Origin of the sequence: Providencia sp. PROV033 (assembly GCF_028484855.1) — a bacterium.
Lineage (GTDB): Bacteria > Pseudomonadota > Gammaproteobacteria > Enterobacterales > Enterobacteriaceae > Providencia > Providencia alcalifaciens.
Genome location: NZ_JAMPSW010000018.1, coordinates 17,927 through 43,455, shown reverse-complemented (window position 1 = coordinate 43,455; position 25,529 = coordinate 17,927). Strand labels below are relative to the sequence as shown.

23 protein-coding genes are annotated in these 25,529 nt (G+C 44.0%); 19 read left to right on the top strand and 4 right to left on the bottom strand.

Annotated features, from left to right (window positions below; genetic code table 11):
* Positions 1-202: 202 nt before the first annotated feature.
* From PSF16_RS05145 to ilvN, 4 genes are all read left to right on the top strand, one after another.
* Positions 203-721 carry a single-stranded DNA-binding protein gene (locus tag PSF16_RS05145; RefSeq protein ID WP_036968568.1) on the top strand — a complete coding sequence of 173 codons (519 nt, stop codon included), beginning with the start codon at positions 203-205 and terminating at the stop codon, positions 719-721.
* A 263-nt stretch (positions 722-984) separates the two neighbouring features.
* A complete protein-coding gene (gene ivbL, locus PSF16_RS05140; protein ID WP_108479355.1) occupies positions 985-1,074 on the top strand; it encodes an ilvB operon leader peptide IvbL in 90 nt (29 codons plus the stop codon).
* Positions 1,075-1,178: 104 nt separating this feature from the next.
* Entirely contained in the window at positions 1,179-2,876 is a 1,698-nt protein-coding gene (gene ilvB, locus PSF16_RS05135; protein ID WP_181480556.1) for an acetolactate synthase large subunit, read from the top strand.
* Positions 2,877-2,878: 2 nt separating this feature from the next.
* A complete protein-coding gene (gene ilvN / locus PSF16_RS05130; RefSeq protein WP_006658314.1) occupies positions 2,879-3,163 on the top strand; it encodes an acetolactate synthase small subunit in 285 nt (94 codons plus the stop codon).
* 45 nt (positions 3,164-3,208) lie between these two features.
* On the opposite strand, the gene PSF16_RS05125 is transcribed toward ilvN, so the two are convergent.
* Positions 3,209-3,766 carry a helix-turn-helix domain-containing protein gene (locus PSF16_RS05125; RefSeq protein ID WP_006658315.1) on the bottom strand — a complete coding sequence of 186 codons (558 nt, stop codon included), beginning with the start codon at positions 3,764-3,766 and terminating at the stop codon, positions 3,209-3,211.
* A gap of 326 nt (positions 3,767-4,092) precedes the next feature.
* On the opposite strand from PSF16_RS05125, the gene PSF16_RS05120 reads away from it, so the two are divergent.
* Complete coding sequence (locus PSF16_RS05120; RefSeq protein ID WP_036974020.1) at positions 4,093-5,289, top strand: MFS transporter; 1,197 nt, start codon at positions 4,093-4,095, stop codon at positions 5,287-5,289.
* 57 nt (positions 5,290-5,346) lie between these two features.
* Here the strand turns inward: PSF16_RS05120 and PSF16_RS05115 are convergent, their stop codons facing one another.
* Positions 5,347-7,026 carry an ArnT family glycosyltransferase gene (locus PSF16_RS05115; protein ID WP_272688906.1) on the bottom strand — a complete coding sequence of 560 codons (1,680 nt, stop codon included), beginning with the start codon at positions 7,024-7,026 and terminating at the stop codon, positions 5,347-5,349.
* A 563-nt stretch (positions 7,027-7,589) separates the two neighbouring features.
* On the opposite strand from PSF16_RS05115, the gene PSF16_RS05110 reads away from it, so the two are divergent.
* From PSF16_RS05110 to PSF16_RS05100, 3 genes are all read left to right on the top strand, one after another.
* Positions 7,590-8,936 carry an NCS2 family permease gene (locus tag PSF16_RS05110; RefSeq protein WP_006658320.1) on the top strand — a complete coding sequence of 449 codons (1,347 nt, stop codon included), beginning with the start codon at positions 7,590-7,592 and terminating at the stop codon, positions 8,934-8,936.
* A 292-nt stretch (positions 8,937-9,228) separates the two neighbouring features.
* A complete protein-coding gene (locus PSF16_RS05105) occupies positions 9,229-10,878 on the top strand; it encodes a Na+/H+ antiporter (RefSeq protein ID WP_272688902.1) in 1,650 nt (549 codons plus the stop codon).
* A 67-nt stretch (positions 10,879-10,945) separates the two neighbouring features.
* Entirely contained in the window at positions 10,946-11,833 is an 888-nt protein-coding gene (locus PSF16_RS05100) for a carboxylate/amino acid/amine transporter (protein ID WP_006663293.1), read from the top strand.
* Here the strand turns inward: PSF16_RS05100 and metR are convergent.
* Positions 11,730-12,686 carry an HTH-type transcriptional regulator MetR gene (metR, locus tag PSF16_RS05095; RefSeq protein ID WP_006658323.1) on the bottom strand — a complete coding sequence of 319 codons (957 nt, stop codon included), beginning with the start codon at positions 12,684-12,686 and terminating at the stop codon, positions 11,730-11,732. The two genes, PSF16_RS05100 and metR, sit on opposite strands and share 104 nt — an antisense overlap.
* A gap of 108 nt (positions 12,687-12,794) precedes the next feature.
* Here metR and metE point away from each other — a divergent pair, with 108 nt between their 5' ends.
* Positions 12,795-15,074: a 5-methyltetrahydropteroyltriglutamate--homocysteine S-methyltransferase gene (gene metE / locus PSF16_RS05090; RefSeq protein WP_006663292.1), complete on the top strand. Its 2,280-nt coding sequence runs from the start codon at positions 12,795-12,797 to the stop codon at positions 15,072-15,074.
* Positions 15,075-15,136: 62 nt separating this feature from the next.
* Here the strand turns inward: metE and PSF16_RS05085 are convergent, their stop codons facing one another.
* The gene (locus tag PSF16_RS05085; RefSeq protein WP_006663291.1) at positions 15,137-15,526 is read right to left on the bottom strand and encodes a YidB family protein; all 390 of its coding nucleotides are present in this window, start codon (positions 15,524-15,526) and stop codon (positions 15,137-15,139) included.
* A 377-nt stretch (positions 15,527-15,903) separates the two neighbouring features.
* On the opposite strand from PSF16_RS05085, the gene ltnD reads away from it, so the two are divergent.
* The 10 genes from ltnD (at position 15,904) to PSF16_RS05035 (ending at position 25,431) form a co-directional block, all read left to right on the top strand.
* Complete coding sequence (gene ltnD, locus PSF16_RS05080) at positions 15,904-16,812, top strand: L-threonate dehydrogenase (protein WP_272688901.1); 909 nt, start codon at positions 15,904-15,906, stop codon at positions 16,810-16,812.
* Positions 16,809-18,086: a 3-oxo-tetronate kinase gene (otnK, locus tag PSF16_RS05075; protein WP_006663289.1), complete on the top strand. Its 1,278-nt coding sequence runs from the start codon at positions 16,809-16,811 to the stop codon at positions 18,084-18,086. Before ltnD ends, otnK begins: the two co-directional genes overlap by 4 nt.
* Entirely contained in the window at positions 18,079-18,720 is a 642-nt protein-coding gene (gene otnC, locus PSF16_RS05070) for a 3-oxo-tetronate 4-phosphate decarboxylase (protein WP_006658329.1), read from the top strand. The genes otnK and otnC overlap by 8 nt, the downstream gene beginning before the upstream one ends.
* Before the next feature lie 10 nt (positions 18,721-18,730).
* Positions 18,731-19,510 (top strand): 2-oxo-tetronate isomerase, encoded by a 780-nt coding sequence (gene otnI / locus PSF16_RS05065; RefSeq protein ID WP_272688900.1) that lies wholly within the window; start codon positions 18,731-18,733, stop codon positions 19,508-19,510.
* Positions 19,511-19,519: 9 nt separating this feature from the next.
* Positions 19,520-20,287 carry a DeoR/GlpR family DNA-binding transcription regulator gene (locus PSF16_RS05060; RefSeq protein WP_006658331.1) on the top strand — a complete coding sequence of 256 codons (768 nt, stop codon included), beginning with the start codon at positions 19,520-19,522 and terminating at the stop codon, positions 20,285-20,287.
* Between the two features lie 57 nt (positions 20,288-20,344).
* Entirely contained in the window at positions 20,345-21,304 is a 960-nt protein-coding gene (gene denD / locus PSF16_RS05055) for a D-erythronate dehydrogenase (RefSeq protein WP_036974016.1), read from the top strand.
* Between the two features lie 11 nt (positions 21,305-21,315).
* Entirely contained in the window at positions 21,316-22,692 is a 1,377-nt protein-coding gene (locus PSF16_RS05050) for a GntP family permease (RefSeq protein WP_006663287.1), read from the top strand.
* A 283-nt stretch (positions 22,693-22,975) separates the two neighbouring features.
* A complete protein-coding gene (udp, locus tag PSF16_RS05045; RefSeq protein WP_006658334.1) occupies positions 22,976-23,731 on the top strand; it encodes a uridine phosphorylase in 756 nt (251 codons plus the stop codon).
* A 282-nt stretch (positions 23,732-24,013) separates the two neighbouring features.
* The gene (locus PSF16_RS05040; RefSeq protein WP_036959776.1) at positions 24,014-24,796 is read left to right on the top strand and encodes a tyrosine-protein phosphatase; all 783 of its coding nucleotides are present in this window, start codon (positions 24,014-24,016) and stop codon (positions 24,794-24,796) included.
* A gap of 104 nt (positions 24,797-24,900) precedes the next feature.
* A complete protein-coding gene (locus PSF16_RS05035; protein WP_006663285.1) occupies positions 24,901-25,431 on the top strand; it encodes a DedA family protein in 531 nt (176 codons plus the stop codon).
* The last annotated feature ends 98 nt before the right edge of the window (positions 25,432-25,529 follow it).

Below are 25,529 nucleotides of genomic sequence, written 5' to 3'. Positions count from 1 at the left end.
AGAGGGTGAAGATGACAACTTATCTGTAGTGTGAATAATTAGCGTCTATACTAAAAACCAGTAATGCAGATTTCACTTAAATTTGGAAAGTGCTTCGCAACTTCTCATCAAGCAATCTCAATTTATGGTGCAATACAGATAGGTCGTGTTAAACTTCACGGTCAGTCCAGAGATTAAAAATTCAATGCATCAGGAGTAACAAATGGCCAGCAGAGGCGTAAATAAAGTAATTCTTATCGGTAACTTAGGACAAGATCCAGAAATCCGTTATATGCCTAACGGCGGAGCTGTCGCTAACCTGACTCTGGCAACTTCTGAAAGTTGGCGTGACAAGCAAACCGGTGAAATGCGTGAAAAAACAGAATGGCACCGTGTTGTTATTTTCGGCAAATTAGCGGAAGTTGCCGGCGAATATCTGAAAAAAGGTTCACAAGTTTATATTGAAGGTTCACTGCAAACGCGTAAATGGCAAGACCAAAGTGGTCAAGATCGTTACAGCACCGAAGTTGTGGTGAATATCGGCGGTTCAATGCAAATGTTGGGTGGTCGCGGTGGTGATGCACCATCACAAGGCCAAAGCGGCGGACAAGGCGGTTGGGGTCAACCACAGCAGCCACAAGCAGCGCAACAGTTCAGTGGCGGCGGCGCAGCACCAGCGCGTTCACCAGCACCACAATCGAATGAACCACCAATGGATTTTGATGACGATATCCCGTTCTAATTTTTCTATTAGAAAATTCAAGTCATTAAATAAAGCCCTTAAATTTAAGGGCTTTATTTTTTTATGGAAAACTTAATTCAAGTTATCACAACACAACAATATTTTGTGATGCGTCTCTCATTTGAAATCCGCAACCAAGAAAAACGAAAAAAAGGGTTGTGAAGGTTAGGATTTTATGGTTTCTTAAATGCAGCAAACACAATAACGAAAAATCAGACAGACTTTAACTAGACAGAATTAAATTACAGGAAAACCCCGTGAAAATGACTGCTAACCGTTCAAACCTACTACTTACCGCGCCACTAGCCGCGGTAGTCGTGCGTGTGGTGGTGGTCGTGGGCTTAGCGCCGTAACGGGAACAAATCACGCGATTTAGAAACCCCGCCGGCGCAAACCGAGCGGGGTTTTTTTATGACCTAAAACTCGGATCCGCAGGCTAGTGAAGGAATAAAAAATTATGAGCGAGTCGGGCACAACATCACCACAAAAAACCTGTTTTACAGGCGCAGAATTAATCGTCCATTTGTTGGAAGAACATGGAATTACTCTTGTTTCTGGGATTCCGGGCGGGGCGGCATTGCCATTCTACGATGCACTGGGGCAGAGCAAAAAAATTCGTCACATACTGGCGCGCCATGAGCAAGGCGCTGGCTTCATTGCGCAAGGAATCGCGCGTAGCACAGGTAAAGCCGCGGTCTGTATTTCTTCAAGCGGTCCCGGTGCAACGAACTTAGTCACTGCCATTGCGGATGCCAAACTGGACTCTATTCCATTGGTTTGCATCACTGCGCAGGTGCCTTCTTCTATGATTGGTACTGATGCATTTCAGGAAGTGGACACTTACGGTATTTCAATTCCGATTACGAAACACAACTATTTGGTGCGTAGCATTGAAGACCTGCCTCGGGTTATCTGCGAAGCCTTTCGCATCGCTGAATCAGGGCGTCCGGGACCTGTTTGGATTGATATTCCGAAAGATGTTCAAACAGCAACCATTGAATTAGAGACCTTGCCAGAGGTTTTACCGAAGGATAAAACACCAAGCTTCGATATGGAGAAAGTGATCCAAGCGGCGGAGATGATCAACCGAGCTAAGCGACCAGTGCTTTATTTTGGTGGTGGGGTGATTAGCTCAGACTCGACTGCGACGGCTATCGCATTTGCAGAAAAAGCCTCGTTACCAACCACGATGACGTTGATGGCATTAGGAACCATTCCAATGCGCCATCCGCTGTATTTGGGTATGTTGGGTATGCATGCGGCGCGTAGTACTAATATGGTAATGGAAGAGTCTGATTTGCTGATTGTTATTGGTGCACGTTTTGACGATCGTGCTATTGGTAAAGCAGAAAAGTTTTGTCCAAATGCCAAAATTATTCATGTGGATATCGATAAAGCTGAAATCAGTAAAATTAAGCGTCCTGATATTGCGATTCATGCGGATGCAGGGCAAATCTTAGAATTACTGCTGCCATTAGTTGAGCGTAATGATCGCCAAGAATGGGTGCAGCAAGTTAATGATCTGAAAACTCATTATCCGCTGAATTTAGCGAATGCGGATGATCCGTTAGATCACTATGGTTTAGTCTTAGCGACGGCAAGAGCTGCGGGTGAAGAGGCGATTGTAACAACAGATGTGGGGCAGCATCAGATGTGGGCTGCACAAGTTTACCCATTATCGCGCCCTCGCCAATGGTTGACGTCAGGTGGTTTGGGTACGATGGGCTTTGGATTACCAGCCGCCATTGGTGCTGCCTTAGCTCACCCAGATAAAACTATCGTGTGTTTTTCTGGCGATGGTAGCTTGATGATGAATATTCAGGAATTAGCCACTGCTGCCGAGCATCAGTTAAACATTAAAATTATTCTAATGAATAACCAAGCATTGGGAATGGTGTACCAGCAGCAAGATCTGTTTTTTGAAAATCGGATATTTGCTGCAGCTTATCCTTATCAGACGGATTTTATTAAGATTGCTTCTGGGTTTGGTTTCCAAACGTGTGATTTGAATAATGAGGCCGATCCTGAAATGGCGCTGGAAGCGATTATGAACACTAAAGGACCGTGCTTAATTCATGCCTTGATTGATGTGAATCAGAAGGTATATCCAATGGTTCCTCCCGGTGCCGCTAATATTGATATGATCGGAGCGTAATTATGGTATTTGAACATCATCCAATCGCCTTAGAATTAATTGTTCGCAACCATCCGGGCGTCATGTCACATATTTGTGGGTTGTTTGCTCGTCGAGCATTTAACGTGGATGGCATTTTGTGTATGCCAATTAAAGATAAGGACGAAAGTAGAATCTGGTTATTAGTTCAGAAAGATGAACGCTTATCTCAAATGGTTAACCAAGTTGAAAAGCTAGAAGATGTCCGTGAAGTGCGTTTTAGCGATGACCTTCGCGTATTTGAAATTATGCAGGATTATGTGCAGTAATTCTTAATGAGCATGATTGGCCTACAGGGATGGTAGGCTGATAAATTAAACGCCATCACTTAAATGAGCATAGGTCATCACGACAGTGGCATGGACATCCCCTTCAATACATAAATAAGCGTGAGGAAAATCTCCGCTGAAGGCATAAAAATCCCCAGCGTCAAGTACCACACTATGTTCATCGTCCAATCGCAGCATTAAGGAACCTGAGTGCACCATAATATGCTCATGGGTACCCACCATGTGGGCGGGACTGTTAATAATCGCGCCTCTCTTCATACTTAGCTGCCAGATCTCAGACACATTTCCCATGCTAATGCGGAATTTAAATTGTTCTAAATAGTCGCCTTCGAGTGGTGTCGATTTTACTAAATAGGGATAGGATTCATTTTGGCGTGTAAATAAATCACTGAGAGGAAAACGCAGTGCGGCAGCTATGGATTCTAAAGTGTCGATACGCGGGTTCGAATCTCCCGATTCAAGCTTAGAGAGGGCGGCTTTAGAAATGCCCGATAAGTGCGATAGCTCACTGAGAGACAAATTTCTCGCTTGGCGCAATAAACGAACTTTCTGACCAATTTTTATATTTATTTTATTTTCCATGATATTACTTTCCTACATCTAGCTTCCATGAACTCTAATTTCTGCTGCCAATTCTAACATCTTAAATATGAAATGTCAGAAATTCGATATTATGAAAATAATATTTTGCTGGTAGATGATAAATGGAAAGATAAATTTTTAATACATTGTTGTAAATATAATATTTCTTATTTTTGAGTGTCTTATTTTGTTGATTAAATTCGTGGTATAATTTATTTGCATTATTCTGATAGATAAACATACAACAGCTTTTTATTTCAATTAAATAATAATATTTTGGAGTTTATATCCGCTGGGTGATTCTAATTTAGCGGATTAATACAAAAATGAGCCCTGACAATCAGCGTTTCCAACATTTTCGACGTTCCGCCTCTTTTGCTATTTTTACGATTACAACCAGCATTGCTGTTATCGGTATTGTGATTGGTCTCAGTATCCCTATGGTGGCGCTGAGACTGAATAATTTTGGTGTCGGGGAATTGTATATTGGCATTATTTCTGCCGCGCCCGCGTTGGGAATGTTTTTAATCGCGCCAGTGGTACAGCGTATTGTGCGGTGGAGTGGTAAGCGCAAAGCGATGCTTATCGCTACGATTATTTCCGCTATCAGTTTATTACCTTTATTGAGTTCACTACCGTTATGGTTACTGTTTCCGCTACGGTTGATTACGGGGTTAGCCAGCGGAGTGATGATTTGCTTAGGAGAGACATGGATCAATGAGCTATCTCCGGAAAACAAACGTGGGCGTATATTAGCGATTTACACGACCGTGTTTACTGTCAGCCAGCTATTAGGTCCCTCTTTTATTGCTTACTATGGCGTGGAAGATAAATCGCCACTATTCATTTGTACGCTAATTCACTTAATTTCAGTTGCTTTATTCCTACTGATGGATCAGAAAATCGGGGATAAGCTAACCGAAACAGCCTCTGAATCTCATTTTTCGATCACGCAGTTTGTGAAAGTCGCCCCCGGAATCTGTGCTGGCATTTTATTTTTTGCTTTTTTTGATGGCACGATTCTATCTATGTTCCCAATTTATGGCATGGGAATGGGGCATACAGAAGCAGTTGCTGCGATGATGATCAGTGCGATTCTGGCAGGGGATGCCATCATGCAATTGCCTTTTGGCTGGCTTGCTGACCATATGAATCGCGAAAAATTGTACCGCATTTGTGGTGTTGTCACGCTAGGGGCGAGCATCTTGTTGCCCTTCTGGATTACGCATACTTACTTTATTTGGGTATTACTGTTTGTGCTAGGCGCAACGGCGGGAGCAATTTATACCATTGCATTGGTGCAAATAGGGCAATATTTCAGGGGTAATGAGCTCATTATTGCGAATGCCGCAGCAGCTATGTTATGGGGAATTGGTAATCTTTCAGGTCCGTTATTAGCGGGTGCTGCAACTGCGATTTCACCTTCTGGTTTACCTATTTTGCTGATTGGGATTGCCGGATTATTTTTATGGTTTACCCGTGAAAAATACGGTGCACAAGCAATTCAGCAGCAAGCGCAATAGAATCTACTCATTTCAACAGATGAAAACAATCCCCGAGTTTTTAGCTCGGGGATTGTTTTATTCGGTCGCGCGGTAAACCACTAAATTTTCGTGGAATTCATCAGGGCGGTGATTCGACCAAAAGAATTCCATGCCTTCAGGTGCAGGGTTTACTGCTTTGGAATAGACAATAAGCCAGCGGCAGTGTTGCGGTTTTTCAAAGTGCATCTGCCTTTGGTGCAAAATACCCGTGTAATAATAGAGCATAGGTGTTTCCGACTCCCCAAGACCTTGAGATGCCATACAGTCATTGGGGGCGAATTGCCCTTCCAAGTGGTGACGAAGATCCACGAATACACCTTCGTAGCCTTTCGAGTAATCAATCCAACCAACAAACAGCGTCAGGATAATGCTCCAGACACTCACCATACCGAGTGACCAATTTCTCATGGCGAGGAACGCTGTATTGGAAGAAGAGATTAAGCGATGACGAAAGAACCAAAAACAGGTAATAAACATACCCGAAATCAATGAAAAAATTGAAAATTCCAGATGATAATCAAGAGGAAGCCAGCGCCCAAATACAGGTAACCATTGTGCTTGGTGCCCCATAAGCACAATCACGTAACAGATCCACAAAAAGAGAATGAGTCCCGACCAAAATAGTGCCGAGAAACGTGCAAATACGTTTAAGGCTTTATCGGAAAACCAGCCCAAAGTATGTACTGCTAAAATCGCCATCGGAGCAATGAAAGGCAGTAAATAGAGTGCGCGACCACTGGCAGACATTTGCAAGAACGTCACACCCAATACAGGGAAAATGACGAGTAAATATTCATTACGATCGCGAAGGCGTTTCAGTGGGTGGCGTAGGAAATAGGCGGTTGCAAGTAGTCCCGCGGGTAGGGCAAAGAACACAATGGCAGAAGGAATTCGCGTAAAATTCGCTTTTGCGCCGAGTTTTTCAACGGAGAATCCAAGGAAACGACCAATATTATTTTCCCAAAACCAAGTAACAAACAGTTCTGGATGCTGTACATACAGCATGATTGGCCAAGGTAAAATTGCGATGAGAGCAACAACCCCCGCCAATAGAGTAGGTAGCCAAAATAGTTTAATACGGCATTGTGTGATAAATACAGGCGCGAGTAATAGGCTGATCCATAAAACGCCAGGAATAAACACCCCTTTAGAAAGCGTAGTGATGATTGTCCCAAGGGCAAGCCAGCAGGCAGATGCGGTAATTTTTTGCTGTTGAATCAGCCCTAATAAGCCATATAAACCAATTGTCGCTCCCGTCATTAACGAAACATCAGTAAACATTTCATGGGTATGACGTAATACCCCCGGAGCACAAACATACAATGCAAATGCTGTCCAAATACGGGCATCTGCAAAATGTTCAGATTTAAAAAAACGACGTGCTAATAAAACAAAAAAGGAAAAGTTAATAATAGAAAAAAATAGGCTGGCACTGCGTGCTGCATCATACAGTGGCATAACACCTGAAAGCAGATGAGAAAAAACGGTAGCGGTCCAATAATATAATGGTGGTTTTTCCATGAATGGTTCACCAGCATTGGTCGGAACAAGCCAATTTCCGGTTTCATACATGGTTTGGATGATACCAAAACTGTAGTTTTCGTCCTGTTTCCATGGGCTATGACCATAAATTCCAGGAAGAAGATAAATAAGTAAAAACAGAAAAAAAAGCATTAAGGCGCTTTTCTTTGGTGTTGTAATGGATGGTGCAGTCATTGACATGGTATTTATAGAGAATATTTAAATGTTATATTGAAAATATTTTTATAAAAACAATCACTGAGTAAATTAATTATTTAATCAGTGTTGGAAATAAATGCTTTTATAAAAAGATGATTTTTATAAATAATAAAAAATTATTATTAAATAGTTTATCAATACTTTTAAATTTGTCTTTAAACGAAAGGTATATAAAGGTGAATAAACTTAACTATTCTGGATAATCGCAAAGATACAGCTCATTTTTGATATTTTTTGCATTTGTCAGGTTGAAAAATAGGCAGGCATAAAACACTTGATCAATTCCCCCCTTTCGAACGATAATTACGCTCTTCACAATTTGCCTCACTTTGCTCTAAAAGCCAAACGATTGCGTACTGTTCCTAGAGAATAATTTTGCCTTGATAGATATCTCGGTTCAGTGAGTGTTTTCAAAAAAGTAATCGTTTACGTGGATTTAAAGCTGAGACAATGTTCGCTAAGCATTTGGGCAAAATTAAAAAATTGCTTAGTAAAAATAGTGACATAGAATTTTCTAAAATTAATAGCAGAGGTATACCATGGCAGGCCAACAGGCTTCATCCAATTGCAAATTGGATTCATATTTTAAGATCACAGCGCGTGGCTCATCAGTACGCCGCGAAATCATTGCGGGATTAACCACATTCTTAGCGATGGTTTATTCTGTCATCGTGGTGCCAGGTATGCTAGGGCAGGCGGGGTTTCCTCCTACTGCTGTGTTTATTGCAACCTGTTTAGTGGCTGGCTTCGGTTCATTATTAATGGGGCTGTGGGCGAATCTACCGATGGCAATTGGCTGCGCCATCTCACTCACCGCATTTACGGCATTTAGCTTAGTATTAGGGCAACATATCAGTATCCCAGTTGCACTCGGGGCCGTGTTCCTAATGGGGTGTTTATTCACCATTATCTCGATCACTGGGATCCGCAGTTGGATTTTACGTAATATGCCAATGGGTGTGGCGCACGGGACCGGTATTGGTATTGGTCTATTTTTATTACTTATTGCCGCTACCGGTGTTGGCTTAGTAGTGAAAAACCCAAATGCTGGCTTACCTGTGGCATTGGGTGAATTTACGTCATTCCCAGTTTTAATGTCCCTGATTGGATTAGCGGTAATTTTTGGGTTAGAAAAACGCCGTGTGCCGGGTGGGGTATTACTGGTGATTATCGCTATCTCAATTATTGGGTTAATTTTCGATCCTGCGGTGAAGTATCAAGGTTTCTTTAAGCTGCCTTCATTGGGGGAAGATGGTTTGGCTCTGATGTTTAACATGGACATCATGGGGGCTCTGCAAGCTGCGGTTCTACCAAGTGTTCTGGCGTTAGTCATGACAGCGGTTTTCGATGCGACAGGTACGATTCGTGCTGTGGCAGGACAAGCTAACTTGCTGGATAAAGACGGCCAAATTATCGATGGTGGAAAGGCATTAACCGCTGACTCAGTGAGCAGTATTTTTGCAGGGGCAATCGGTGCATCCCCAGCTGCCGTGTATATTGAATCAGCAGCAGGAACTGCTGCGGGTGGTCGTACAGGCTTAACCGCGGTGGTTGTCGGTATTTTATTCTTATTTATCTTGTTCTTATCACCGTTATCTTATCTGGTTCCTGCGTATGCAACAGCGCCAGCGCTAATGTATGTGGGTCTGTTGATGCTGAGCAATGTCTCGAAATTGGATTTCGATGATTTTGTGGATTCGATGTCAGGTCTACTGTGTGCGGTGTTCATCGTATTAACCTGTAATATCGTTACCGGTATTATGTTAGGTTTTGCATCACTGGTTATTGGGCGTATCTGTGCGGGTGAGTGGCGTAAGCTAAACCTAGGTAGCGTCGTTATCGCGGTTCTACTGGTAGCGTTTTATGCTGCCGACCTCGCTATCTAAAGGTAATTCTCATGATAGGGCGGCATCCATTGTCGCCCTTTAACGGATTGTTGCGATTAATTCTAAAGTTAAAATTATTTTCCCGTCAGATAGCTTGTTAAGGATAGAATAGTGGTAAGGCGGAAAATGAAGTGAAAATGCCTATTTTCAATGAGTGACTGCCTTGACTGAAAATCTCATGGTCTGGACGGTGCTATCTCTTACTATGCGGCGGCAGGCAAATTTTGGGTTATCCCGTTATACTTTAAGCTGCGATATTTAGGGTATGCATTAGTCAATAAGTAAGGGCAACATGGAAATTTTCTTTACTATTCTTATTTTGATTTTGGCTGTTTCAGTTTCTGGAGTGGTGACGAAAGTCATCCCTATCCGTATTCCCCTTCCTCTTATTCAGATAGCTATCGGTGCATTGTTGGCGTGGCCTCAATTTGGATTGCATGTCTCTTTTGATCCTGAACTATTTATGGTTCTGTTGATCCCCCCTCTGTTATTCGTCGATGGCTGGAAAACGCCAACCCGTGAATTTTTCCAGAATGGAAGAGAAATTTTTATTCTGGTGTTGGTGCTCGTCTTGGTGACAGTCGTCGGGATTGGGTATCTGATTTACTGGCTAATGCCCGGTATTCCACTTATTGCGGCCTTTGCTCTGGCGGCGGTATTATCCCCAACGGATGCGGTGGCGTTGTCCTCTATTGTGGGTAAAGGGCGCATTCCTAAGCGTATGATGAGCGTTCTAGAGGGTGAAGCATTGATGAACGATGCTTCAGGTCTGGTCGCGTTAAAATTTGCCGTCGCCATTGCGATGGGAACCATGGTCTTCAGTGTCTCTGAGGTTACCATTGAATTTATTAAAGTGGCAGTGGGCGGCTTGTTAGCCGGTGTTGCCGTCACTTGGCTATACAGTAAATCTCTACGTTTGATGAGCCGTTGGAGTGGTGATGATCCTGCAACACAGATCGTATTTATGTTGTTGCTGCCATTTGCATCATACATGATTGCAGAACATATCGGTTTCTCCGGTATTTTAGCCGCGGTGGCGGCGGGTATGACTATCACTAAATCCGGTGTTATTCGCAATGCACCTTTAGCAATGCGCCTGCGTGCGGACAGCGTCTGGTCGATGTTAGAGTTCGTCTTTAACGGTTTAGTGTTCATTATGCTGGGTCTGCAACTACCGGGCATCTGGGAAACGTCGGTCGTTCAAGCGGAACTCGATCCAAGCGTTGAAACGTGGATGCTATTTACCGCAGTCGTTATCATCTATTTCGCCTTACTGATTTTACGTTTCTGTTGGTTGTGGCTGATGAAAAGATTTAGCCGCCTCTTCCTGAAAAAGCGTCCGCTTCAATTTGCAAATTATACTGTGCGTGAGCTGTGGCTAGCTTCTTTCGCGGGGGTTCGCGGGGCTATTACTTTAGCGGGTGTGCTCTCTGTGCCATTGTTTCTAACCGATGGTTCTCCGTTCCCAGCAAGGTACCAGCTGGTGTTTATCGCCGCAGGGGTTATTTTATTTTCCATTTTTGCGGGCGTTGTGGCGTTACCACTCCTGCTGCGCAATTTTAAAGTGGGGGATAAAGAGGCGGATATCAACGAGATCCGTATGGCGAAAGCCGCAATGGCAGAAGTGGCGATTGTCAGCTTGAACAAGATGCAAGAGCGTTTATCGGCGGATGCGGAAGAGCAATTAGATTCGGAAGACATCAACGAGGTCGCGACAAGGGTGATTGGTCATTTACGCCGTCGAACCGCCGACCAAGACGAGATGGAACACAACTTGCAGGTTGAAGACCTTGAACGGCGTTTTCGCTTAACGGCGCTACGTGCAGAACGTGGTGAGCTCTATCACTTGCGTGCAACACGGAAAATCAGTAATGAAACCTTGCAAAGCTTGCTGGTGGATCTGGATTTATTGGAAGCCGTGCTGATCGAAAAAGAGCATTAAAACGAAAAACCGAGTATTCTACGGGCATTCTTGTTTGATAGACAATCGTGCTTAAGAGTGGATAGCAATGTGGTTACTCGTGATTACGACGCTGCTGTGGGCAGCGTCTTTTAGTTTAATGGGGGAATACCTTGCAGGGCAGGTGGATAGCTGGTTATCTGTTCTGATTCGTGTGAGTTTGGCCGCCTTGGTATTCCTTCCTTTCCTTCGCTGGCGTAATTTCAGCGCCAAAGTGATCTTGTTGTACATGCTGGTGGGTGCTTGCCAGCTGGGGATCATGTATTACTTTGTTTTCCAAGCCTATAAATACCTGAGCGTGGCTGAGTTTTTGCTATTTACGGTATTAACTCCTCTCTACGTCACACTGATTTACGACTTTTTAGAGCGCCAGCGTCTACGTATAGGCTACTTATTTAGCTCTATTCTCGCTGTGATTGGCGCTGCCATTATTCGTTATGATCATTTAAGTGAGTCATTCTGGGTTGGATTGATGTTTGTTCAGCTTGCCAACATCTTCTTTGCCCTTGGGCAAGTTGGTTATAAGCGTTTAATGGAAGTGCATCCTATTCCTCAACATCAAGCTTTTTCGTGGTTTTATATTGGTGCAACCCTGATTTCGTTGGTGGGATGGCTGCTGTTTGGTAATAAGGCGATGGTGCCGACAAGCCAAGCCCAATGGATTGTTTTATTGTGGTTAGGCATGGTTGCGTCGGGTATTGGTTACTTTATGTGGAACTATGGGGCAACGAAGGTGGATGCCGGAACCCTTGCTATTATGAATAACATGATGGTTCCAGCAGGGTTGTTGGTTAACTTTGCAATTTGGCAGCAACACCCTAATTGGATCAGCTTTACCATGGGATCGAGTCTGATAATTGCTTCTCTGTGGGTGCATAAGCGCTGGATCCTTGAACCGGCTTCACATAAGACAAATTCTCTACCGCGTGATCAGTAGCTGTATTGGTAAATGTTTCAATGGCTGGCTGACGCTGTTCTCCTTCACGACATGCAGCGTACAGTCGGCTCCATAGCCCATTCCCTAATGTTTTTGTCTTAATCAAACCTTGTTTTTCAAAGGAATCGACTGCCCAGTGAGGCAATGCCGCAATACCCATTTTGGCCGCCACCATCTGAATTAAAATTAATGTATTGTCGACGGTTTTAATGTTGGGTGAAACTCCCGCAGGCTGCAAGAAATGACGCCAGATATCAAAGCGTTGGCGTTGGACTGGGTAAATCAGCAGCGTCTCTTTGGCGAGATCATGGGGTTCAATCAACGGCTTTTGTGCTAACGGATGGTCATTTGCCACCACCAGCTTCACCTCATAATCAAACATAGGGGTGTAATGTAAGTTTTGCTCCGCAAGAATATCCGAAGTCATGACGATATCTAGTTCTCGTGAGAGCAATTCAGGTTGCGGATCAAACGTCACGCCAGATTTAAAATCAACAGTCACTTGCGGCCATGTCTGTCTGAACTGTTGTAAAGCCGGCGTTAGCCACTGGATACAGCTGTGGCATTCAATAGCAATACGCAAAGTGCTTACGGTTGGCTCATTACAGACGCGAATCGCATCTTTGACCATCGGTAAAATGCGTTGTGCGAGTTGAAGCAACACTTCGCCCTGAGGCGTAAAATGCACAGGTTGGGTTTTACGTACAAACAGTTTGTAGCCTAAGCGATGCTCTAAATCACTGAATTGGTGAGATAGCGCAGACTGAGTCTGATGCAGGTGCGTCGCAGTGGCAGCTAATGATCCGTATTGGCTGAGCGCCTGCAACGTTTTTAAGTGTTTTAATTCGATCATGAGAAACCTTCAAGTTGACGATGAATAATTTGCGCTTGTGCTTTATACAGTACCTGTTGATTATAGATGTGTAAACATCTAGACGGCTAAATATTTTAAGGGGTCAATATGTCTGTTATAAATCATACACTTGGGTTTCCGCGTGTCGGTCTGAAAAGAGAACTAAAACGTGCACAAGAAGATTATTGGGCAGGCAAGATTGACCAAACTGCACTTCTTGAGACGGGCTACCAACTGCGTGTTCGCCATTGGGAACAACAAAAAAATGCAGGGATAGACCTGCTGCCAGTCGGCGACTTCGCATGGTATGACCAAGTATTAACGACCAGTTTATTACTCGGTAACGTTCCACCGCGTCATCAAAATGAAGATGGCACTGTTGATTTAGATACTTTATTTCGTGTGGCTCGCGGTCGTGCCCCTACGGGCAAGCCTGCTGCCGCAGGGGAAATGACAAAATGGTTTAATACTAACTATCACTATATCGTGCCAGAATTCCAGCAAGGGCAACAGTTCAAATTGTCGTGGAATCAGCTGTTTGATGAAGTGGATGAAGCGTTGAAGCTTGGGCATAAAGTGAAGCCAGTGGTGATTGGACCGATTACCTACCTATGGCTAGGGAAAGTGAAAGGACCGACATTCGACCGATTATCTTTACTGAAGGATTTACTCCCCGCATACCAAGAGATACTTTCTCGACTCGCTGAAAAAGGTGTGGAATGGGTGCAAATTGATGAACCTGCACTGGTATTAGACTTACCTATCAAATGGCAGCAAGCCTACCAAGAGGCTTATCAAGCCCTCACAGGGAAAACGAATTTACTATTAACCACCTATTTTGACGGTATTAGTCATCACTTGGATGTGATTAAACAACTGCCAGTGCAAGGACTACATGTGGATTTGGTTGCGGGCAAGGATGATATCGCGGCACTGCATCAAGCACTTCCTAAGGACTGGGTGCTTTCGTTAGGGTTAATTAATGGGCGTAACGTATGGAAAGGGGATTTAGGCGAGAAATTCCAACGGGTGAAACCGCTGCTAGGAGAGCGCACTCTGTGGGTCGGTTCATCTTGCTCGTTACTGCATAGCCCAATTGATTTAAATGATGAAACGCGTTTGGATGCCGAAGTGAAAAGCTGGTTTGCGTTTGCACTGCAAAAATGTGAAGAACTGGCGTTATTGACGAAAACACTCAATCAACCAACGGCAGAAAACATCGCAGCGCTAGAAACCTATAGTTCGCCTATTCGTGCTCGTCGCACCTCTTCTCGAGTCAATAATACGCAGGTCGCTCAGCGCTTAGCGGCAATTAACGCGAAAGATACCGAGCGTACTCGTCCTTATGTAGAGCGTGCTGAACTTCAGCGCCAACGTTTTAATCTACCGTTGTGGCCAACTACGACAATTGGCTCTTTCCCGCAAACCAGTGAAATTCGTTCTTTGCGTCTTGATTTCAAAAAAGGCAATGTGGATCAACTGAATTACCGTACCAGTATCAGTGAGCACATCAAACAAGCTATCAAGGAGCAGGAGCTACTGGATATTGACGTCCTCGTGCATGGTGAAGCTGAGCGAAATGACATGGTGGAATACTTCGGTGAACACTTTGATGGCTATATCTTTACGCAAAATGGTTGGGTACAGAGTTACGGTTCTCGCTGCGTGAAGCCACCTGTGATCATTGGTGATATTAGCCGCCCAGAAGCTATTACCGTGGAGTGGGCGAAGTATGCACAGTCGTTGACGGATAAACCGGTGAAAGGAATGCTGACAGGTCCGGTGACAATACTGTGTTGGTCATTCCCGCGTGAAGATGTGAGCCGTGAAACTATCGCGAAGCAGATTGCGTTAGCGCTGCGTGATGAAGTGGATGACTTACAAAAGGCGGGCATTGGCATCATTCAAATCGATGAGCCAGCATTGCGAGAAGGCTTACCGCTACGCCGTAATGAATGGAAAGCATATCTCACGTGGGCGGTGGATGCCTTTAAACTGAGTGCTGCTATCGCGGAAGATGAGACTCAGATCCACACCCATATGTGTTACTGCGAGTTTAACGATATCATGGATTCTATTGCCGCATTGGATGCAGATGTGATCACTATTGAAACATCGCGCTCAGATATGGATTTACTCGATGCGTTTGAAGATTTTGATTACCCTAATGAGATTGGTCCAGGTGTTTATGATATTCACTCACCGAACGTGCCGAATGTTGAATGGATTGTGGCGTTGCTGCGCAAGGCTGCGCAGCGGGTGCCTGCCGAGCGTTTATGGGTCAATCCAGATTGTGGTTTAAAAACCCGAGGTTGGGAGGAGACTCGCCAAGCGTTAGCTAATATGGTGGAAGCCGCGAAAAAACTGCGTAATGAGTATCAACGCTAACTGAGTAAAAAGCCCACGAATGAGTGGGCTTTTTCATTAGTCTTTCTTGTCACAAGCGGAACTTAGCCAAACAGTTTTTGTTTCAGTAAATTCATACCAATTGACGCTAAATCAATATTTTCAGGTAATTCACCGTTCGGAGTCGCACTATCAACTAAAGTGGGTAGGTACTTGGCAACCATATCTGTTGCTTGTTGTGGATCTAAGCCGACACGTTGAGCGAGTTCTTGGATCCCTGAGTCACCAAAGACTTGCATTAACTGGCTAGCATCCACTGGCAAATTTTCACCTTCTGAAATCCAAGATGAAACAATCCCGCCTAAGCCTTCAGTGTTAAATTTATCGACGACACCAGCGAGCCCGCCTTGCTTTTCAACCCAATCAATAACGGATTGAAACTGTTGCAGTTTATCACCAGCAACCATGCTTAACATTTGATCAAACAGACCCATTTTTGACTCCTCGATAACGTAATTAATGTGTTCAATACCAAGTATGGAACATTTTACAAAAAATAATAGGCGGCTATTTTGGGGAATTTACTCAACAGGTCAATCAAAATTAGAAGGAATAGTGGGAATTAAATACTCACCAAAATACACTGACTAGAAATGCATCAGAATGCTCACAATTTTTATCACACTTTCTTGTGAAGGAGTAGAAGGCGGTGTGAAATTATTATCTTGTTAAATTTCAGTATAATAAATGAAATTTGGTTAAATTTTATATTCTCTTTAGTGTGATGGTAGTCATGTGTTTGTGAATTTGATTGTGTGAATATTCACCAGAATTCACAATATTGTTAGAACTGACAACATCAGGGGGCTAGATGAAAAATATCGTTAACCATGTTGGCGTTATTGGTCTGGGTTCGATGGGAATGGGGATCGCGCAATCACTAATAAGAAAAAATATCCCAACCTATGGATTTGATTTAAATCCTCAAGCGTGTGACGCGCTACTTAAATATGGCGCGCAAGCAACAGGGAAAAATGCAGCGCAGTACGCCCACGAGTTGGATGCAGTGTTGATGGTCGTCGTCAATGGAATGCAAGTTGAAGGGATTTTGTTTGGTGGCGAAAAACCACTGGTAGAGCAGCTTCGCCCAAATACCATCATTGTGTTACACAGCACATTGGCGGCAGAGCAAACGAAGCAGATTGAAAAGCGTCTTGTTGAGTATCAACTTCCATTGGTGGATGCACCGATTTCTGGCGGTGCGATTAAAGCAGCGGAAGGCAAGCTAACGGTAATGGCATCGGGTTCTTCTGAACTATTTACTCAACTTGCTCCTGTATTTGACGCCATTTCTGAACGCTTATATCGAGTGGGAGATGAGGTTGGACTAGGGTCTACCGTGAAAACTATCCATCAGCTGTTGGCGGGTGTTCATATCGCGGTTGCTGCTGAAAGTATGGCGTTGGCGGCAAAAGCGGGAATCAACTTGGATGTGATGTATGACATTGTGACTCATGCCGCAGGAAATTCATGGATGTTTGAAAATCGTATGCAGCATGTTCTTGATGGGGACTACACACCAAAATCGTCAGTGGATATTTTTGTGAAAGATCTTGGTTTGGTGATGCAAACCGGAAAAGCGCTGAATTTCCCACTACCACTCGCCGCAACCGCTCACCAAATGTTTATTTCAGCCAGCAACGAAGGTTTTGGCTCTCAGGATGATAGCGCGGTGATTAAAACCTTCAAAGGAATTACCTTACCGGAGAAAAAGGCATGACAGTGAAATTAGGCGTGATTGCTGATGATTTTACCGGCGCGACGGATATCGCAGGCTTTATGGTACAAAACGGCTGGAAAGTGGTGCAATTACTGAATGAGCCGAATGAAAATACCCCAATTCCACATGATGTAGATGCCATTGTGGTGAGCTTAAAGAGTCGCTCTTGCCCTGTTGATGAAGCGGTCAGCTCCTCGCTAAATGCATGTCGTTGGTTGAAGGAATCAGCACAATGCCAGCAAATTTTCTTTAAATATTGCTCAACGTTTGATTCAACAGAAAAAGGCAACATTGGTCCTGTCACTGATGCGTTGATGAAGCAGTTGGGTACAGATTTATCCTTAGTTTGCCCAGCACTGCCAGTCAATGGACGTACTGTGGTTCATGGACACTTGTTTGTAAACGGTCAATTACTGAATGAAAGTGGCATGCAACACCATCCAGTCACGCCAATGACTGATGCGAATTTGCTGCGAGTCATGGAAAAACAATCAACAGGGAAGGCTGGGTTGATTAATCTAGCAACAGTGCAGAAAGGGAGCTTGGCAGTCGCTGAACAGTTAGCACAGTTGCGTCAACAAGGCGTGAGTTATGCCGTCGTCGATAGTTTTACCATGGATGACCTGTTGCCTATTGCCCAAGCTTCGCAATCACTGCCTTTATTAACAGGTGGGTCAGGGTTGGGTGCAGCACTAGCAAATATAGATAGCCAAGTGGCATGGGGGCAAAGTGAAAGTCGCGGGATTAAGCCGGCAGGAAAAGACAGGAAAACCGTGATTTTATCAGGTAGTTGCTCACAGATGACCAACAAACAAGTACAGAACTACCAGCGAGTGGCACCAAGTAAGGCGTTAGATGTCGGTGAATGTATCAATAATCCAGACTATGCGAATGCCTTAGCTGCGTGGGTTCAAGCACAGCAAACGACGGGTTTAGCACCTTTGCTTTACGCCACTCAGCCACCGGAGTTATTAAAACAAACACAAGAAAAATACGGCGCCGCATCATCGAGCACGGCGGTGGAAAATGTGTTTGGGCAAGTGGTGACCTTATTGGAGGACCAAGGCTTTAACACGTTCATTATCGCGGGGGGAGAAACCTCGGGGAAAGTGGTTCAGAGCCTTGGAACAGAACAATTAAGTATTGGTTCACCTATCGCACCGGGTGTGCCGTGGGTACAGGATTTAACAAGCGGTAACTGGTTAGCACTGAAATCAGGCAATTTCGGTCAAGAGAATTTCTTCCAGTTAGCACAGGAGATGTTTAATGAGTAATGAAAAGGCGCTACGCCAAGAGTTGGTGGATTGGGCAAAATCGATGTTTAACCGTGGCTACAGTAGCGGCGGCGCTGGCAACATTAGCGCTCGTTTAGCGGATGGCTGCATTATTGTCACCCCGACTAACTCAAGTTTTGGCGATTTAGACCCTGAGCGTCTGAGTAAGCTCGATGCACAAGGAAACTGGATTGATGGTGATAAACCCACAAAAGAAGTTTCTATGCATATGGCAATGTATTTACAACGTGCTGATTGCCAAGCGGTTGTTCACCTACATTCACCTTGGTTAACGGCATTATCTTGTTTGCCGAACTTAGATACGGCGAACTGCTTACCCCCAATCACACCATACTATGTGATGCGCGTGGGCAAATTACCATTAATTGAATATTTACCGCCAGGTGATGACCGAATCGGTGAAGAAATCGCGAAATTAGCCCCAAATCATAATGCGATTTTACTGTCAAACCACGGTCCGGTTGTCGGTGGAAAAACGTTAAGACAAGCATTTTTCAATGCGGAAGAATTAGAAGATACCGCTCGCTTGTACATTACATTACGTCCACATGGCTTCACAACGTTAACGCCAGAGCAAGTTCATGAGCTCGAAAGCCGTTACCCACAGAAATGAGGTGATAGACATGGCTAAATTTGCAGCAAATCTCAGCATGATGTTTAACGAAGTTCCATTTATTCAACGTTTTGAACGTGCTGCTCAAGCTGGGTTTAAAGGGGTTGAATATCTTTTTCCTTACGAAGAAGATGCGGATGCTATTGCGGGTGAATTGAAAAAACATCAACTCACTCAAGCGCTATTTAATATGCCCGCAGGAAATTGGGGTGCCGGCGAACGAGGAATGGCATCTCTTCCTGGGCGTGAAGCTGAATTTGCTCAAGGCGTGCAAACGGCGCTGAAATACGCTAAAGCCCTTGGGTGTAAGCAAGTGCATGCAATGGCAGGTAAAGTGGATGAAAAATTCACTTTTGAAGAGCAAAAAAACTGTTTTATTAAGAACATACAACAGGCTGCGGATGTGATGGCGGAGCATGGAATTCGTGTGCTTATCGAGCCAATTAATACCCGCGATATGCCGGGGTATTTCTTAACGACCCAAAAGCAGTCTGAAGCGCTTTTACCTGAAATCAATCGCGAAAATGTATTTATTCAATTGGACTTGTATCACTGCCAGATTATGGAAGGTGACTTATTGAAAACAATTGAGCGTCTTTGGGGTAAATTTAGTCATATTCAGATAGCATCAGTACCTTTTCGCCATGAACCTGATAGCGGTGAAGTCAATTACCCATGGATTTTTAATCAACTCGATGAAATGGGATATGAAGGCTGGCTGGGATGTGAATACCACCCAGCAGGACGCACCGAAGACGGTTTAGGCTGGCTCAAGCAAGCTAATTCCTAGGAGAACCGCATGATCCCTTCCGAACGTCGTGATTTTATTTATCGCTATGTCTATGAGCACCAAACTGTGTCTATCAATGACTTAGTTGGCTTAATGAATGTGTCTCATATGACGGTTCGACGTGATATTCGCATGTTGGAAGAGGAAGGGAAGGTTGTCGGAATTAGCGGTGGAGTTCGGTTAAATGATGCGTTACGCCAAGAGCTACCATGGAGTGAGAAGGCGAGGCTGCATCATCAAACCAAACGCGAAATCGGTCAATTTGCCAGCTCACTGGTTGAAGATGGTCAGGTGGTTTACCTCGATGCGGGAACAACCACGTTTGAAATCGCGCGTGTGTTAGGTGAGCGTTTTAATCTCACCATTGTGACCAATGATTTTTCTATCATGCAATATTTGATGAATAAATCGCAGCTGAATTTGTATCACACAGGTGGACAGGTTGATAAACGCAATCACTCTTGTGTGGGAAATACAGCCGCAGCCATGTTGCGAACACTGAATGTGGATATCGCGTTTATTAGCACCAGCTCATGGGACTTGCAACATGGCGTGTCCACGCCTCATGAGGAAAAAGTTCAAATAAAACAAACTTTATTGGATGTAGCCCGTCGATGTGTACTGGTTTCAGACAGCAGTAAATTCGGTAAATACGGTATGTTTCGTGTTTGCCCATTAGATCAATTGCACGACATCATTTGTGATAAACATTTACCGCCTGATGTCGTGCAACGGATAGTCGAAAAAAATATAAAACTTCATTTAATAAATACATAAAAAAACATCTTACCGAGTGATGCATAGCCCGTCAGGGCTATAGCAAGGAGAATGACAATGAAAGTTATTATTACTGGTGGCGCAGGTTTTCTGGGCCAGCAGCTAGCCGCTGCTTTGCTTAAAAACAACCAAGGATTAAAATTTAGCCAACTCGTTTTAGCGGATATTCAATGCCCTACATCACCAATTGAAGATTCTCGCGTGAGTTGTGTTGCGTTAGATTTAACTCAGCCAGAAGCCGCAGATAAATTGATTGATGCGCAAACCGATGTGGTTTTTCACCTCGCTGCGATTGTGAGTAGCCACGCAGAAAGCGATTTCAATTTAGGCATGAAAGTAAATTTTGATGCGACGCGTCAATTACTTGAAGCCGCTAGAGCTAAAAACCCTGCCATCAAATTCCTTTTCACCAGCTCCCTTGCGGTATTTGGTGGTGAATTACCTGATGTAATCACCGACCTTTGCGTGGTAAACCCTCAGTCTTCTTATGGCGCTCAAAAAGCCATGTGCGAACTGATGGTGAACGATTATTCACGTAAAGGGTATGTCGATGGTCGAGTGATGCGCTTACCAACCATTAGTATTCGTCCTGGCGTCCCGAATAAAGCAGCGTCTTCTTTTGCTAGCGGTATTATCCGTGAGCCTCTTAATGGGATTGAGAGTGTTTGTCCTGTGTCTCCAGCGCTGGCGCTATGGTTATCTAGCCCAGAAACGGTCATCAACAACTTCATCCATGCAGTGTCGATTCCTGCGGAAAAATTTGGTCTTTCACGCACCGTGAACCTGCCCGGGATCACCGTGACAGTGCAAGATATGATTGATGCACTGCGTGATGTTGCAGGACAACAGGCCGTTGATTTAATTCGTTTTGAACCGGATGAAGCGATTAATCGCATTGTGGCAAGTTGGCCAGGTAAATTTGATATTCGCCGTGCACTGGATTTAGGTTTTAGAGCTGATGGATCATTTAGCGATGCGATCCGTTCATTTATTAAGCATCATAGCGCGAAAAAATAGGAGATTAAATAATGTCCTATATTCCTATTATTGGTCTCGCGGTGGCCATATTTGTCCTTATCTTTTTAGTATTACGAACGCGTGTTCACGCACTGTTAGCCATGCTAATTGCCGCTGCAATTGCGGGGTTATCCGGTGGGCTAACCGCGGCTGAAACCGTCACGGTGATCACAAAGGGCTTTGGCTCGACCCTCGGTAGCATTGGTATTGTTATCGGTCTCGGGGTGATGATGGGAAGGGTGCTGGAAGTTTCAGGTGCTGCTGAGCAAATAGCCTATAGCTTTATCAAATGGTTAGGGAAAAAACGTGAAGAGTGGGCACTGGCAATCACCGGCTATATTGTCAGTATTCCTATCTTTGTGGACTCGGCATTCGTCATTCTTTACCCGTTGGCAAAGGCATTAGCCAAAAATGGTAAACGGAGCATCTTAACGCTTGGGGTCGCATTAGCGGGTGGGTTAGTGGTAACTCACCATACTGTACCACCAACACCGGGTCCTTTAGGGGTCGCAGGTATCTTTGGGGTTGATGTTGGTGCGATGATTTTAGCGGGTATGACGCTCGCGGTACCCTGTGTCATCGGTATTGTGTTCTATGCCAAATGGCTAGGAACCAAATACCCTGAGTTTATGCCAGATGAGACGGGCAGCGAAGATCTAAAAGAAGTGCATGCACGTTACATGGAAGAAAAAGCGAATAAACCATTACCAAGCTTATTCTTATCATTGTTACCTATTATTACGCCAATCTTGTTGATTTTTATTAATGCTATCAACGGATTATTGCTAAAAACAGCCACCTTCCAAGGCATGGATGATAACTGGTACTTCCAATCATTCCAATTCTTAGGCGCCCCGATTATTGCACTCTCAATTAGCGTATTGATTTCAGTCTATACGTTAATGCCAAAAGCCTCGAAAGAAGAAGTCATTGACCGTATGGAAGAGGGATTGCAGGCGGCAGGGATTATCTTACTGGTCACGGGGGCTGGTGGTGCATTAGGTGCAGTATTACGTGATAGTGGTACGGGAACAATTTTAGCGGAGCACGTTGCGAATTTACCGATTACGCCAGTGCTAATACCGTTCATTATTGCCACGTTAGTGCGTTTAATTCAGGGATCAGGAACGGTTGCAATGATCACCGCAGCATCGATTTCTGCGCCAATTATTAGCCAAATCCCTGATATCAACTTATTAGTTGCCGCTCAAGCAGCAACAATGGGCTCTCTGTTCTTCGGTTACTTTAACGACAGCCTTTATTGGGTTGTGAACAGAATGATGGGGATTAAAGACGTTAAACAGCAAATGATAGTTTGGTCTATCCCAACAACAATAGCGTGGGCTATCGGGTTGGTTGGCGTCTTGATCCTTGATGTTGTGCTGTAAGTCTAGCACATTGATATTGTAATATTTTTTATCTTCTGCCTATCCAAAGCGCCTATTCAGGCGCTTTTTTTCGATAATCGCAAACATTCATCTATACTGGGTGTATCTCATCATTAGCTTTAATGTCACCGGACTTTATTTGTGATATATATCTCATTTTCATGAAAATGAAGTGAATCAGTTTCTATTAAAAGCGATATTGGTCACTAAATTAAGTCGAGCTAAGCGCTATATTGACTATAACGTACTAATTCAATGATGCCATTGTGTAAAGGAGTTTGATATGTCTGACGTTTTCCACTTAGGTTTAAAAAAGAGTGACTTACAGGGTGCAACTGTTGCTATTGTTCCTGGGGATCCTAACCGTGTTGAAAAAATTGCACGTCTGATGGATAACCCTGTGCATTTGGCTTCATTACGTGAATTCACTTCATGGCGTGGTGAACTTGATGGAAAAGCCGTGATTGTTTGCTCCACAGGTATTGGTGGTCCATCAACCTCTATCGCAGTTGAAGAACTAGCTCAGCTAGGCATCCGTACTTTCTTGCGTATCGGTACAACAGGTGCAATCCAAGAAAACATCAATGTAGGTGATGTTTTAGTGACTACCGGTGCAGTGCGTTTAGATGGTGCAAGTCAGCATTTTGCTCCGCTGGAATTCCCTGCGGTTGCTGACTTTACTTGTACTAATGCGCTGTATGCTGCGGCGACAGAAGCGGGTGCAACTGTTCATGTTGGTATTACTGCATCTTCAGATACTTTCTACCCAGGTCAAGAGCGTTACGACACCTATACAGGTCGTGTGATGCGCCACTTCAGAGGCTCAATGAAAGAGTGGCAGGATATGGGCGTGATGAACTATGAGATGGAATCTGCAACGCTGTTAACTATGTGTGCAAGCCAAGGTCTGCGTGCAGGTATGGTTGCTGGCGTTATCGTTAACCGTACTCAGCAAGAAATTCCAAATGAAGCGCTTCTGAAAAAAACAGAAGGCAATGTTCTGAGCATTGTTGTCGAAGCGGCTCGTCGCCTGCTGTAATCCTAATTAGCTGACCCGTTTACTGACTTCACTCGGTTGTGGATTTTCGGTAAACGGGTTCAGTTATCATCATGCTACCCATGTATCTTAAATATTCTTGTATCTCTAATTGATCAGCGCAAAATTTATTTTCTCGCGTTTTTCTTATTCCCTTCATCGATGAATCTGTTATTGTCATTTAAAACAATGAATAGAAGCCTCTTAAGTTACTCAAATTACAAGTAATTGATAATTTCGTTTATTTTTAGTTTGAGCAATGACAGCGCTAAAAAGGGAAAACGTATGTCAACCAAACCTTACCTTCACCCCTCTGTACTGCCTTTAACCGGTGGAATTAACTTTCGTGATTTAGGTGGAAAAAAACTATCCAACGGCGGAAAAATTAAACCTGGGGTTTTATTTCGCTCAGGTGCATTAGACCGCTTAACCCAAGATGATGAAAAAGTCTTACAGTCACAAAACCTTTTCCAAATCATCGACTATCGCGATGAAGCTGAAATTTTGGATAAACCGGATGTGGTGTGGAGTGGCGCTCATTATGTGCATGCCCCTGCGAACCCGCTGGCAAAAGAAGTGAGTGCGAATTTAGATAAACTCACACCAGAAGTGCTAGAAAAATTTGATCCTCAAGCTTTCATGTTCCGCCTTTACGAGTTACTTCCATTGAATAATGCGGCATATCATCAATTGGTCAGCATGTTGAAGCAACCGGAAAAAGGTGGTCTTGTGCAACACTGTGCAGTCGGTAAAGACCGCACTGGAATTGGCTCGGCTTTAGTACTATTTGCGCTGGGCGCGGATGTTAATACGGTGATGGACGATTACCTATTAACCAATGAAACGTTAGCGCCATTCCGTAATCACCTACTGGAAGAATTTTCAAAAACTATGAGTGAGAATGTGGTAAAAAAATTCGAGTATGTGTTCTCTGTACGTGAAGAATTCTTACAGACTGCATTGAAAAGCATAGAAAATAATTATGGTGATGTGGATAAATGGCTAGAAAAAGATTTTGGCTTAGATAACGCTCAACGCAGCGTGCTACAAAGTTACTTCCTCGAATAATCTAATAAACACTGAAGTTGCAATGAGCGGGTTTTGTTGCAACTTTATTTACTTCCTATAACTATAATAGTGTTATTCAACTCATTAAAATTAGGAACGAACCCTTGAGCATCAATGAAATTGTCACTGCCATTACGGAATTCACTCGTGCTCACGAAGTGTGGGCGATCCCTATTGTCTTCATTCTTGCTTTTGGCGAATCACTCGCTTTTCTCTCTTTATTGCTCCCCGCAACCGTGATTTTACTTGGACTTGGTGCGTTGATTGGTGAAAGTGAAATCGCCTTCTTTCCGATTTGGTTAGCCGCCGCCTTGGGCGCATTTTTTGGCGATTGGGTCTCTTATTGGTTTGGTTTTCACTATAAAGAAAAAGTCCGTGAAATGTGGCCGATTTCTCGCAACCCTGAAATGATAGATAAAGGTCATCGTTTCTTTGAGAAATGGGGTGTTTGGGGGATTTTCTTTGGGCGGTTTTTTGGACCTTTGCGCGCGGTCGTTCCTCTTGTCGCAGGAATTTGTGAAATGCGCCAACGCCATTTTCAAATTGCCAACTTCGCATCCGCAATGATTTGGGCATTTGGCATTTTAGCACCGGGGGCGCTTGGCTTACGTTGGTTCGCTAGTTGGATGGGATAAGCTGCGAAGCTGCTCGCAAAAAGTCGCCATAGGGAGATTTACCTCTGGACACTTATACAGTATCCCATTACCTTACTCTAGATTTTAAAAAGTAAGGA

What these genes read in the sequence shown, in the direction of transcription:
- PSF16_RS05145 (WP_036968568.1), top strand. Translation starts at nt 203, where the DNA reads ATGGCCAGCAGAGGCGTAAATAAAGTAATTCTTATCGGTAACTTAGGA.
- ivbL (WP_108479355.1), top strand. Translation starts at nt 985, where the DNA reads ATGACTGCTAACCGTTCAAACCTACTACTTACCGCGCCACTAGCCGCG.
- ilvB (WP_181480556.1), top strand. Translation starts at nt 1,179, where the DNA reads ATGAGCGAGTCGGGCACAACATCACCACAAAAAACCTGTTTTACAGGC.
- ilvN (WP_006658314.1), top strand. Translation starts at nt 2,879, where the DNA reads ATGGTATTTGAACATCATCCAATCGCCTTAGAATTAATTGTTCGCAAC.
- PSF16_RS05125 (WP_006658315.1), bottom strand. Translation starts at nt 3,766, where the DNA reads ATGGAAAATAAAATAAATATAAAAATTGGTCAGAAAGTTCGTTTATTG.
- PSF16_RS05120 (WP_036974020.1), top strand. Translation starts at nt 4,093, where the DNA reads ATGAGCCCTGACAATCAGCGTTTCCAACATTTTCGACGTTCCGCCTCT.
- PSF16_RS05115 (WP_272688906.1), bottom strand. Translation starts at nt 7,026, where the DNA reads ATGACTGCACCATCCATTACAACACCAAAGAAAAGCGCCTTAATGCTT.
- PSF16_RS05110 (WP_006658320.1), top strand. Translation starts at nt 7,590, where the DNA reads ATGGCAGGCCAACAGGCTTCATCCAATTGCAAATTGGATTCATATTTT.
- PSF16_RS05105 (WP_272688902.1), top strand. Translation starts at nt 9,229, where the DNA reads ATGGAAATTTTCTTTACTATTCTTATTTTGATTTTGGCTGTTTCAGTT.
- PSF16_RS05100 (WP_006663293.1), top strand. Translation starts at nt 10,946, where the DNA reads ATGTGGTTACTCGTGATTACGACGCTGCTGTGGGCAGCGTCTTTTAGT.
- metR (WP_006658323.1), bottom strand. Translation starts at nt 12,686, where the DNA reads ATGATCGAATTAAAACACTTAAAAACGTTGCAGGCGCTCAGCCAATAC.
- metE (WP_006663292.1), top strand. Translation starts at nt 12,795, where the DNA reads ATGTCTGTTATAAATCATACACTTGGGTTTCCGCGTGTCGGTCTGAAA.
- PSF16_RS05085 (WP_006663291.1), bottom strand. Translation starts at nt 15,526, where the DNA reads ATGGGTCTGTTTGATCAAATGTTAAGCATGGTTGCTGGTGATAAACTG.
- ltnD (WP_272688901.1), top strand. Translation starts at nt 15,904, where the DNA reads ATGAAAAATATCGTTAACCATGTTGGCGTTATTGGTCTGGGTTCGATG.
- otnK (WP_006663289.1), top strand. Translation starts at nt 16,809, where the DNA reads ATGACAGTGAAATTAGGCGTGATTGCTGATGATTTTACCGGCGCGACG.
- otnC (WP_006658329.1), top strand. Translation starts at nt 18,079, where the DNA reads ATGAGTAATGAAAAGGCGCTACGCCAAGAGTTGGTGGATTGGGCAAAA.
- otnI (WP_272688900.1), top strand. Translation starts at nt 18,731, where the DNA reads ATGGCTAAATTTGCAGCAAATCTCAGCATGATGTTTAACGAAGTTCCA.
- PSF16_RS05060 (WP_006658331.1), top strand. Translation starts at nt 19,520, where the DNA reads ATGATCCCTTCCGAACGTCGTGATTTTATTTATCGCTATGTCTATGAG.
- denD (WP_036974016.1), top strand. Translation starts at nt 20,345, where the DNA reads ATGAAAGTTATTATTACTGGTGGCGCAGGTTTTCTGGGCCAGCAGCTA.
- PSF16_RS05050 (WP_006663287.1), top strand. Translation starts at nt 21,316, where the DNA reads ATGTCCTATATTCCTATTATTGGTCTCGCGGTGGCCATATTTGTCCTT.
- udp (WP_006658334.1), top strand. Translation starts at nt 22,976, where the DNA reads ATGTCTGACGTTTTCCACTTAGGTTTAAAAAAGAGTGACTTACAGGGT.
- PSF16_RS05040 (WP_036959776.1), top strand. Translation starts at nt 24,014, where the DNA reads ATGTCAACCAAACCTTACCTTCACCCCTCTGTACTGCCTTTAACCGGT.